11 protein-coding genes are annotated in these 9,948 nt (G+C 73.5%); 8 read left to right on the top strand and 3 right to left on the bottom strand.

Going from position 1 to position 9,948, the window contains the following annotated elements; translation table 11 throughout:
* Window positions 1-75: 75 nt before the first annotated feature.
* Window positions 76-1,677 carry an oxidoreductase gene (locus tag E4099_RS07945; protein ID WP_135338244.1) on the bottom strand — a complete coding sequence of 534 codons (1,602 nt, stop codon included), beginning with the start codon at window positions 1,675-1,677 and terminating at the stop codon, window positions 76-78.
* Window positions 1,678-1,832: 155 nt separating this feature from the next.
* On the opposite strand from E4099_RS07945, the gene hisD reads away from it, so the two are divergent.
* From hisD to hisF, 8 genes are all read left to right on the top strand, one after another.
* Entirely contained in the window at window positions 1,833-3,167 is a 1,335-nt protein-coding gene (hisD, locus tag E4099_RS07940) for a histidinol dehydrogenase (protein ID WP_135338243.1), read from the top strand.
* Complete coding sequence (locus E4099_RS07935) at window positions 3,164-4,297, top strand: histidinol-phosphate transaminase (protein ID WP_135338242.1); 1,134 nt, start codon at window positions 3,164-3,166, stop codon at window positions 4,295-4,297. Before hisD ends, E4099_RS07935 begins: the two co-directional genes overlap by 4 nt.
* Window positions 4,294-4,896, top strand: a complete 603-nt coding sequence (gene hisB / locus E4099_RS07930) for an imidazoleglycerol-phosphate dehydratase HisB (protein WP_135338241.1) — start codon at window positions 4,294-4,296, stop codon at window positions 4,894-4,896. The genes E4099_RS07935 and hisB overlap by 4 nt, the downstream gene beginning before the upstream one ends.
* Before the next feature lie 118 nt (window positions 4,897-5,014).
* A complete protein-coding gene (locus tag E4099_RS32880; protein ID WP_167828316.1) occupies window positions 5,015-5,179 on the top strand; it encodes a hypothetical protein in 165 nt (54 codons plus the stop codon).
* On the top strand, window positions 5,176-5,820 hold the full coding sequence (gene hisH, locus E4099_RS07925; protein WP_135338240.1) for an imidazole glycerol phosphate synthase subunit HisH: 645 nt from the start codon (window positions 5,176-5,178) through the stop codon (window positions 5,818-5,820). Before E4099_RS32880 ends, hisH begins: the two co-directional genes overlap by 4 nt.
* Window positions 5,821-5,934: 114 nt before the next feature.
* A complete protein-coding gene (priA, locus tag E4099_RS07920; RefSeq protein ID WP_135338239.1) occupies window positions 5,935-6,660 on the top strand; it encodes a bifunctional 1-(5-phosphoribosyl)-5-((5-phosphoribosylamino)methylideneamino)imidazole-4-carboxamide isomerase/phosphoribosylanthranilate isomerase PriA in 726 nt (241 codons plus the stop codon).
* Window positions 6,657-7,058 carry a Rid family hydrolase gene (locus E4099_RS07915; RefSeq protein ID WP_135338238.1) on the top strand — a complete coding sequence of 134 codons (402 nt, stop codon included), beginning with the start codon at window positions 6,657-6,659 and terminating at the stop codon, window positions 7,056-7,058. Before priA ends, E4099_RS07915 begins: the two co-directional genes overlap by 4 nt.
* Window positions 7,055-7,819, top strand: a complete 765-nt coding sequence (hisF, locus tag E4099_RS07910; protein ID WP_135338237.1) for an imidazole glycerol phosphate synthase subunit HisF — start codon at window positions 7,055-7,057, stop codon at window positions 7,817-7,819. The genes E4099_RS07915 and hisF overlap by 4 nt, the downstream gene beginning before the upstream one ends.
* Window positions 7,820-7,868: 49 nt before the next feature.
* Here the strand turns inward: hisF and E4099_RS07905 are convergent, their stop codons facing one another.
* A complete protein-coding gene (locus E4099_RS07905) occupies window positions 7,869-8,501 on the bottom strand; it encodes a TIGR03085 family metal-binding protein (RefSeq protein ID WP_135338236.1) in 633 nt (210 codons plus the stop codon).
* A gap of 276 nt (window positions 8,502-8,777) precedes the next feature.
* A complete protein-coding gene (locus E4099_RS07900; RefSeq protein ID WP_135338235.1) occupies window positions 8,778-9,611 on the bottom strand; it encodes a hypothetical protein in 834 nt (277 codons plus the stop codon).
* Window positions 9,612-9,948 lie beyond the last annotated feature (337 nt).

Raw genomic sequence — 9,948 nt, 5'->3', positions numbered from 1 at the left:
CCACTGCCACCCGCCCCCGGACACCGGGGAGCACGGGGGCGGGCCGGGCGACCCACTGCCCGTGCCCTCGGCCGGCTACCCCCGCCGCAGCAGTCGGGACGCCCCGGCCGCGACCGAGGTCGCCAGGATCCAGCCCAGGCAGATCAGCAGCGAGGCCGCCCACTGGGCCCACCCGACCGGCCGCCAGTAGCTGTCCTGCCCCAGGTCGATCACCGGCAGCAGCAGGTCCAGGGTGTAGAGGTAGGCGTTCCAGGCCGGCGCCTCGCCCTCCTTCAGCGGGGCCGGCGGATGCCGCAGGAAGAGCACCGTGCCCAGCGCCCACAGCACCGCCATCCACACCGCGGCCCGCCCCGGGCGGTAGCCGTAGGAGACCGTCCAGTCCTGGAGGTAGCCCCACAGCTTCCCGGCCAGCGGCAGGGTCTCCCGCCGGCGCCGCTGCTTGGCCAGCAGGACGTCCCGCGCCTCGGAGTCCTCACCGCTGGCGCGCAGCGCGGTGGCCAGCATCTCGTACGGGTCGGGGTGGTACTCGGGAGTGGCCGCGGCCACCCACTCCAGCCGCCGGGACAGCGGGAAGTGGCCGCGCGGGATCAGGTGCTCGTAGGCGAACCCGGCCATCGCCAGCTGACCGGGACCCGGCCAGCTGACCGACCGGTCGACCAGGTTGACCACCCGGGCACCGGACAGGATGACCCGCCCGCGCTGCGGCCGCTCGCCCAGGAAGCGCAGCTCGGGCGTCTGCACCCGGCGCAGCGACAGCTCCTGGTCGTTCTCCATGATGAACCGGGCCTGGTCCAGGTCGATGGCGTCGTTGAACCGCCCGTCGTCCAGGCGCACCCCGCCCTCGCACTCGAAGCGCTGGATCCGCGTCCCCCGGGTCGGCGTGTTGCTGGTGCCGTACGGCGGGGTGGCACCGCTGGAGAACGGCGAGCCGCTGACCCCGGCGGCGGTCAGGTAGAGGGTGCGCTCCACGGTCAGCTGAGGGGCGTTCAGCGCCCGCCGCCCGTACGGGTTGCGCAGCTGGCTGCCGCGCAGGCTCAGCGACACACCGACCTTCGCGCCGCGCAGGCTCATCTCCCCGTAGGACTCGATCATCTCGGCCTGGAGGTCCTGGCCGACCGTCAGCCCGTCCGCGGTGATCGACCTGCCGCGCCGGTCCCGCCGCACCACCAGCTGGTTGAGCAGCAGGTCGGTGCCTATCTGGGCGTCGGTGAGCCGGATGCCGTGCTCCACCACGCAGCGCGGCAGGTGCAGGTCGCCCTCGGTGTGCAGCCGGGCGGCCTCGATGCGCGGCACCGCGCAGCCCACCAGCCGCAGCGTGCTGAACTTGCTCTCCGGCAGCTGCAACTCCTGCTCGAAGCGGCAGTTGCGCATCTCCACGAAGGGCTCGATGGTGCCGCCCGCCAGGTTCAGGGCGCCGGTGATGTGCACCCCGTTGAGCTTGAGTGCGGCGACCCGGCCCGGCTGCGGCGGTGGCCCGTCGAGCAGGAGTAATGCCACCACCCGGGCCCGCACGCTGCGCTCCGGGCCCCAGGCGTGCGGGCCGGTCGGGTCGTTGCGCTGGGGGTGCGGGGTGCGCAGATCGAGGGTGCTGCCGTTGCGGAACGCCTGCCACATCCCCCACTCGGGGGTGGTCAGGTCTAGTCCCTCCGGTGGATCACCATCGCGTGGCTCGGTCACAGCCGCTTCCCTCCCGTCCTCCGTACGCCCCGCACGGATCCCCATTCCCGCTGCGTAACCGGTTGAATGCCGGCGGTCAGGATCAACTTAGGGGGTACGTATCACGGAGTGATACGGGGGAGAGGCCCGGCGAGCGGTCTGAGACAATTGACCGCGTGATCTCCCGAATCGATCTGCGAGGTGCCGCCCGCCCGGAGGGTTCCCCCGACGGCGGCATCGACCGCGACCTGCTGCCCCGTGCCGAGCTCGACGTCGAGGCCGCCCTGGAGAAGGTGCGGCCCATCTGCGAGGACGTGCATCATCGCGGCACCGCGGCGCTGATCGACTACGCCCGGCGGTTCGACGGGGTGGAGATCGACCGGGTGCGGGTGCCGGTCGAGGCGATCACCGGCGCCCTGGAGCGGCTGGACCCGAAGGTCCGCGCCGCCCTGGAGGAGTCCATCCGGCGCGCCCGGCTGGTCCACCGCGAGCAGCGCCGCACCGACAAGACCGTCACCGTGGTGCCCGGCGGCACGGTCACCGAGCGCTGGGTGCCGGTGGACCGCGTCGGCCTCTACGTGCCGGGTGGGAACGCCGTCTACCCGTCCTCCGTGGTGATGAACGTGGTCCCCGCGCAGGAGGCCGGGGTCGGCTCGCTGGCCGTCTCCTCGCCCCCGCAGAAGGAGCACGGCGGCCTGCCCCACCCCACCATCCTGGCCGCCTGCGCGCTGCTGGGCGTGGACGAGGTGTACGCGGCCGGCGGCGCCCAGGCCGTGGCGATGTTCGCCTACGGCACCGAGGAGTGCCGTCCGGTGCAGCTGGTCACCGGCCCCGGGAACATCTGGGTCGCGGCCGCCAAGCGCCTGCTCAAGGGACGTATCGGCATCGACGCCGAGGCCGGCCCGACCGAGATCGCCGTGCTCGCCGACCACACCGCCGACCCCGCGCACGTCGCCGCCGACCTGATCAGCCAGGCCGAGCACGACACGCTGGCCGCCGCCGTGCTGGTCACCCCCTCGGTGGAGCTCGCCGAGGCGGTGGAGGCCGAGCTGAAGACCCAGGTCGCCGCCACCCGGCACCAGCAGCGGATCACCGAGGCGCTGGCCGGCCGGCAGTCCGGCATCGTGCTGGTCGACGACCTCGACCAGGGCCTGGCCGTGGTGGACGCGTACGCCGCCGAGCACCTGGAGATCCAGACGGAGAACGCCGCCGCGGTCGCCGCCCGGGTGCGCAACGCCGGCGCGATCTTCGTCGGCCCCCACGCCCCGGTCTCCCTCGGCGACTACTGCGCCGGGTCCAACCACGTACTGCCCACCGGTGGCTGCGCCTGCCACTCCTCCGGCCTGTCGGTGCAGTCCTTCCTGCGCGGCATCCACGTCGTCGACTACAGCCGGGACGCGCTGGCCGAGGTCACCCACCACGTGGTGACGCTCGCCGAGGCCGAGGACCTGCCCGCGCACGGCGCGGCCCTCAAGGCCCGGTTCGGGGGAAAGGTTCCGCAGAGCAAGTGACCGGCAACAGCACCACCCCCTGGGACGAACTCCCGATCCGGGACGAACTGCGCGGCAAGTCCCCGTACGGCGCCCCGCAGCTGGACGTGCCCGTCCGACTGAACACCAACGAGAACCCCTACCCGCTGCCCGAGCCGCTGGTCGCCCGGATCGCGGAGCGGGTCGCCGAGGCGGCCCGCCACCTCAACCGCTACCCCGACCGGGACGCGGTGGAGCTGCGCACCGAGCTGGCGCACTACCTCTCCCGCAGCACCGGCCACCCGGTCGGCCCGGCCCAGGTGTGGGCCGCCAACGGCTCCAACGAGGTGCTCCAGCAGCTGCTGCAGGCCTTCGGCGGGCCCGGCCGCACCGCGATCGGCTTCGAGCCCTCGTACTCGATGCACGCGCTGATCGCCCGCGGCACCGGCACCGGCTGGATCTCCGGGCCCCGCCGCGCGGACTTCACCATCGACGTGGACGCGGCCCGCGCGGCCATCGCCGAGAAGCGGCCCGAGGTCGTCTTCGTCACCTCGCCCAACAACCCCACCGGCACCGCGGTGGAGGCCGAGGCCGTACTGGCCCTCTACGAGGCCGCCCAGGCGGCCCGACCGGAGGGCGGCGGGGCGATGGTGGTCGTGGACGAGGCCTACGGCGAGTTCAGCCACCGCCCCTCGCTGCTGCCCCTCATCCAGGGCCGCCGCAACCTGGTGATCTCGCGCACCATGTCCAAGGCCTTCGGCGCCGCCGGGCTGCGGCTCGGCTACCTGGCCGCCGACCCCGCGGTGGTGGACGCCGTCCAGCTGGTCCGGCTGCCCTACCACCTGTCCGCGGTCACCCAGGCCACCGCTCTCGCCGCGCTGGAGCACACCGACACCCTCCTCGGGTACGTCGAACAGCTCAAGTCCGAACGCGACCGCCTGGTCACCGAGCTGCGCGCGATGGGCGTCGAGGTCACCGACTCGGACGCCAACTTCGTGCAGTTCGGCCGCTTCGAGGACAGCCACCGGGCCTGGCAGGGCCTGCTCGACCGGGGCGTGCTGGTCCGCGACAACGGAGTGCCGGGCTGGCTGCGGGTCACCGCGGGCACCCCGGAGGAGAACGACGCGTTCCTCGACGCGGTGCGCGAGCTGATCAAGGAGAGCACCACATGAGCCACGAGCGCCGCATCGGCAGAGTCGAGCGCACCACCAAGGAGACCTCGGTCCTGGTCGAGATCGACCTCGACGGCCGCGGCGAGGTCGACGTCGCCACCGGCGTCGGCTTCTACGACCACATGCTCGACCAGCTCGGCCGCCACGGACTGTTCGACCTCACCGTCAAGACCGACGGCGACCTGCACATCGACAGCCACCACACCATCGAGGACACCGCCCTCGCCCTGGGCGCCGCGTTCCGGCAGGCGCTCGGCGACAAGACCGGCATCTACCGCTTCGGCAACTGCACCGTGCCGCTGGACGAGTCACTGGCCCAGGTGACCGTGGACCTGTCCGGGCGCCCGTACCTGGTGCACACCGAGCCGGAGAACATGGCGCCGATGATCGGCTCCTACGACACCACGATGACCCGGCACATACTGGAGTCCTTCGTGGCCCAGGCGCAGGTGGCCCTGCACGTCCACGTACCGTACGGGCGCAACGCGCACCACATCGTCGAGTGCCAGTTCAAGGCGCTCGCGCGCGCCCTGCGCTACGCGAGCGAGCGCGATCCGCGCGCCGCCGGAATCATCCCGTCCACGAAGGGTGCTCTGTGAGCGACGCACGCACGGCCGCCGGGCCGCAGACAACGACCACGGCGGTGCCTTCGCCCCGCGCGACCGGCGGCGGGGGCACCTCCCAGGCGTCCGCCCCGGCGGAGAACGGGGGCACGGCGTGAACGGCACGGCCACCGTCTTCATCGTCCTCGGCCTGTTCCTGGTCGGCGGGGTCATCTCCTTCGCCAAGCAGGGCATGTCCAAATCGATGATCACCCTGCTGAGCATCGGCGCCGGCATGTCGCTGATCGCCGGTGTGATGCGGCTGGAGGTCTGGAGTTGACCGGCAGCCCCAAGAAGGTCGTGGTCTTCGACTACGGCTTCGGCAACGTGCGCTCCGCCGAGCGGGCCCTGGCCCGGGCCGGTGCCGAGGTGGAGATCACCGGGGACTACGACCGCGCCATGGCCGCCGACGGGCTGCTGGTGCCCGGCGTCGGCGCCTTCGCCGCCTGCATGCGCGGACTGCGCGCGGCGCGCGGCGACTGGATCGTGGGCCGCCGGCTGTCCGGCGGCCGACCGGTGATGGGCATCTGCGTCGGCATGCAGATCCTCTTCTCCCGCGGCATCGAGCACGGCGACGAGACCGAGGGCCTGGACGAGTGGCCGGGCACCGTGGAGCCGCTGCGCGCCCCCGTCGTCCCGCACATGGGCTGGAACACCGTGGACGCCCCCGCGGACTCCCGGCTCTTCGCCGGGCTGGACGCCGCGGAGCGCTACTACTTCGTGCACTCCTACGCGGTGCGCCACTGGGACCTGGAGACCGCCAACCCCGGGATCCGCGCCCCCAAGGTCAGCTGGTCCGACCACGGCGAGCCCTTCGTGGCAGCGGTGGAGAACGGCCCGCTGTGGGCCACCCAGTTCCATCCCGAGAAGTCCGGCGACGCCGGCGCCCAGCTGCTGACCAACTGGCTCGGCACCCTCTAGCGTGCGGACCGCCGAAGCCCGGTCGCCGACGGCAGGACCGTCGACGACCGCGGCGGTCCCCATCCCCCGACCCGCGTACCACCCGCGAACCCGATCCCCGCGAGGACCGCACCGATGAGCACACTCGAACTCCTCCCCGCCGTCGACGTCCGGGACGGCCAGGCCGTCCGCCTGGTGCACGGCGAGTCCGGCACCGAGACCTCCTACGGCTCGCCGCTGGAGGCCGCCCTCGCCTGGCAGCGGGCGGGCGCCGAGTGGCTCCATCTGGTCGACCTGGACGCCGCCTTCGGCACCGGCGACAACCGCGAGCTGGTCGCCGAGGTCACCGGCGCCATGGACATCAAGGTGGAGCTGTCCGGCGGGATCCGCGACGACGCCTCGCTGGCCGCCGCCCTGGCCACCGGCTGCACCCGGGTCAACCTGGGCACCGCCGCCCTGGAGAGCCCCGAATGGGTGGCGAAGGTCATCGCCGAGCACGGCGACCGGATCGCGGTCGGCCTGGACGTCCGCGGCACCACCCTGCGCGGACGCGGCTGGACCCGCGACGGCGGCGACCTGTACGAGACGCTGGCCCGGCTGGACTCCGAGGGCTGCGCCCGCTACGTGGTCACCGACATCGCCAAGGACGGCACCCTGCAGGGCCCCAACCTCCAGCTGCTCCGCGACGTCTGCGCGGCGACCGACAAGCCGGTGGTCGCCTCCGGCGGCGTTTCGTCCCTTGACGATCTGCGTGCCATCGCCACTCTGGTACCGCAGGGCGTCGAAGGTGCCATCGTGGGCAAGGCGCTCTACGCGAAGGCGTTCACCCTCGAAGAGGCCCTGGAGGCTGTGTCCCGATGAACGAAGCCGTGCGGCGCGTGCAGACCGACGACCCCTGGGCAGAGACGATCGGTTCGGCGCGCGCCGTCGCGGCGGGGGACCGGGTCCTGGTCGCGGGCACCATGCCGTTCACCGGCACGGTGCTCCAGGGCGAGGGGGACCCGTACGAGCAGGCACTGGCGGCCTTCGGCAACGCACTGGAGGCGTTGAAGGCGTTCGACCTGGGCGCCGACTCCGTCATCCGTACCCGTATGTACCTCACCCACCTGCGCGATGTGGAAGCGGTAGGCCGGGCGCACAAGGAGCTGTTCGGCGACGTACGCCCGGCGGCGACCATGCTGGTCGTCTCGCGGTTCGCCGACTCCCGCGTACTGGTCGAGGTGGAACTCGAAGCATTCAGAGGAGCACAGACACCATGACCCTGGCGGTCCGAGTCATCCCCTGCCTGGACGTGGACAACGGCCGGGTCGTCAAGGGAGTCAACTTCCAGAACCTGCGGGACGCCGGCGACCCGGTGGAGATGGCCCGGATCTACGGGGAGGAAGGCGCCGACGAGCTGGTCTTCCTCGACATCACCGCCTCCTCCGGGAACCGCGAGACCACCTACGACATGGTGCGCCGCACCGCCGAGCAGGTCTTCATCCCGCTCACCGTGGGCGGCGGCGTGCGCACCGCCGAGGACGTGGACAGGCTGCTGCGCGCCGGGGCGGACAAGGTCGGCGTGAACACCGCCGCCATCGCCCGGCCCGAGCTGATCCGCGAGATCGCCGAGCGCTTCGGCCGCCAGGTGCTGGTGCTGTCCGTCGACGCCCGCCGTACCGACGCCGGCACCCCGTCCGGGTTCGAGGTCACCACCCACGGCGGCCGCCGGGGCACCGGCATGGACGCCGTGGAGTGGGCGCACCGCGCCGCCGAGCTGGGGGCCGGCGAGATCCTGCTCAACTCCATGGACGCGGACGGCACCAAGGACGGCTACGACACCGAGATGATCGCCGCGGTACGCAAGCACGTCAGCGTCCCGGTCATCGCCAGCGGCGGCGCCGGCCGGCTGGCCGACTTCCCGCCGGCCATCGACGCGGGCGCCGACGCGGTGCTGGCCGCGTCCGTCTTCCACTTCGGCGATCTGCGCATCGCCGACGTCAAGCGGACCCTGGCCGAGACCGGCCACCAGGTCCGCTGACAGCGCCGGGGCCGGGTGCCAGGGGCCGGGGCCGGGGTGCGGGACCCGCTCAGATGCCCAGGTCCGCCTCGCGGACCCGGGCCACCGCGGCCTCCTCGCCGGCCGCCTCCACTCGGGCCACGCGTTGGCGGCCGTGGAGGAAGAGAAGCAGTTCGGCGGGGTCGCCGGTGAGCGTGACCACGGGGGTGCCCCGGTGGGCCACCGCCGTGCGGCCGTCCGGTCGGCGCAGCACCAGGCCGACCGGGGCCTTGCGGCCCAGGAACCGGGCGGTGCGCTCGAGGGCGGCCCACAGGGCGTCGGCGAGCACCGGATCCACCGGGCGCGGGGCCCAGTCGGGCTGGGCGCGGCGGATGTCCTCGCCGTGGACGAAGAACTCCACGGTGTTCGCCGCCTCGTCGACCTGCTTCAGGGCGAACGGCGACATCCGGGGCGGTCCGGTGCGCAGCAGCCGGACCAGCTCCTCGTAGGGCTTGGCGGCGAACTCCCCCCGTACCCGCTCCAGCCGGTCGGCCAGCGGCTTGAACAGGATGCCGCCGGCGGCGTCCGCGCGGCGTTCCCGGACCACCAGATGGGCGGCCAGGTCGCGGGTGGTCCAGTCGCCGCAGAGCGTGGGCGCCTCGGGGCCGGAACTCTCCAGGAGATCCGCGAGGAGCAGCCGTTCGCGCTTCGCGTGAGTCGACATACGGCCAGGTTACGAGCGGCTTCGGGGCGGTGCCACGGGAAGCGGCGGGCCCTGGAGCGGGGTGTGTGCGCCCCGCCCGTCCGGAGGTACGGCCCGAGGCGGGTGGTGCGGCCAGGGTCCGCGGGCACGGCCCGAGGCCGGTGGTACGGCCCGAGGCGGGTGGTGCGGCCAGGGTCCGCGGCTACGGCCCGAGGCGGGTGGTACGGCCCGGGCGCCCCCGGGGAAGGCTCGGGGGCCTGGCGAAGGCCGAGCGGGACCCCGCCCCGGGCCGGGGCCTCAGCCCGGCAGCGGCTTGTCCAGCTTGGGCCCGTTCAACGAGCTGCTGAGCGTCAGAGAGCAGGAGATCTTGTTCTTGCCCTGGTAGGTGTAGGTGTCCCGGGCCGGGTAGAGCGCGTAGTAGTAGTACATGCGGTCCCTGGGTATGGACTGAAGCCGCTTGGCGGCATCGGCGCGGCACAGCGACATCGCCTTCCGCTGGATCGCCGCCTCCGTCGCGAACTCCCCGGTCAGCGTCTCGTTGGCGATCACCTCCCCGTCGTGCGGCCGATCGCAGGACCGCGTCTCGATGGTGGTCACGCTGCTGTCCAGCGCCGGGTGGTCGAAGCACTGCCCCGGCTTGAGCTGCACATAGGGCACCAGGTCGGACGGTGGGGACGCGGACTGGGACGCGGAATCCGAAGGCCCCGGCTCCTCGTCGTCGGACTGGCCGGGACCCCCGCCCAGCGGAGCGCCCTGACCGGGGTCCTCGCTGGTGGACGGCTCGGCGGAGGGGCTGGCGGAGGCCGAGGTGCTGGTGCCGCCGCCCTGGCTCGGGCGGCGCTTGGCCGACGCGGGGTGGTCATCGCCGCCGGTGGCGACCACCACGGCGCCCACCACCAGGGCCACCGCGACCACCGAGCCGGCCGCGATCGCCGCCACCCGGCCCCGGCCACGGCGCGGTGGAGGCGGCGGCACCACGGGGCCGAACGCCCCCGGCGCGCCGAAACCGCCCGGCGGCACGGGCGGCCCGAACCCCTGCGGCTGGGCGCTCCCGGTGGTGTCCGGCGGGGGGCCGAAGCCCCCGCTGCCGGCGGGCGGGCCGGGCTGGTTCGACGGAGGTGGAAAGGTCATGCCCGAAGCATGCCGTATTCGACTCGTCACTCGTTCGGCGGAGGACGCGGTGGCGGAGCCTTGACCGAAGCCTTGACCGAAAAGGAAGCCCGGCAGCGCCGCGGGGAGCCGCCCGGGGTGGCCCTCGGGAAGCCTCCACCCGACGCGCCCCGTGCCCGGCCCGGTGCGGTCCGGACTGGCCCGCCTGCGGTGCGCCCGGCGCGGAAGCCCCCCGCGTACGGCCCGATCGGGCTTCGGCCCGACGCGCCCCGCACACGCCTCGGCCCGGGGCTCCGAGTACGGACTCCCGGCCCGGCCCCGCCCCGTCCCACCAGGCGGGCGGTCCCAGCGTGCGTCG

The sequence above is a fragment of the Streptomyces palmae genome (genome assembly GCF_004684805.1).
Taxonomy (GTDB): Bacteria; Actinomycetota; Actinomycetes; order Streptomycetales; family Streptomycetaceae; genus Streptomyces; species Streptomyces palmae.
The sequence above is the reverse complement of the archived record's forward strand: the minus strand, read 5'-3'. Positions and strand labels throughout refer to the sequence as shown.

Bases quoted from the DNA above. Each gene is read 5' to 3' on its own strand.
- E4099_RS07915 (WP_135338238.1), top strand. From the start codon at position 6,657: ATGAACGAAGCCGTGCGGCGCGTGCAGACCGACGACCCCTGGGCAGAG.
- hisF (WP_135338237.1), top strand. From the start codon at position 7,055: ATGACCCTGGCGGTCCGAGTCATCCCCTGCCTGGACGTGGACAACGGC.
- E4099_RS07905 (WP_135338236.1), bottom strand. From the start codon at position 8,501: ATGTCGACTCACGCGAAGCGCGAACGGCTGCTCCTCGCGGATCTCCTG.
- priA (WP_135338239.1), top strand. From the start codon at position 5,935: ATGAGCACACTCGAACTCCTCCCCGCCGTCGACGTCCGGGACGGCCAG.
- E4099_RS07900 (WP_135338235.1), bottom strand. From the start codon at position 9,611: ATGACCTTTCCACCTCCGTCGAACCAGCCCGGCCCGCCCGCCGGCAGC.
- hisB (WP_135338241.1), top strand. From the start codon at position 4,294: ATGAGCCACGAGCGCCGCATCGGCAGAGTCGAGCGCACCACCAAGGAG.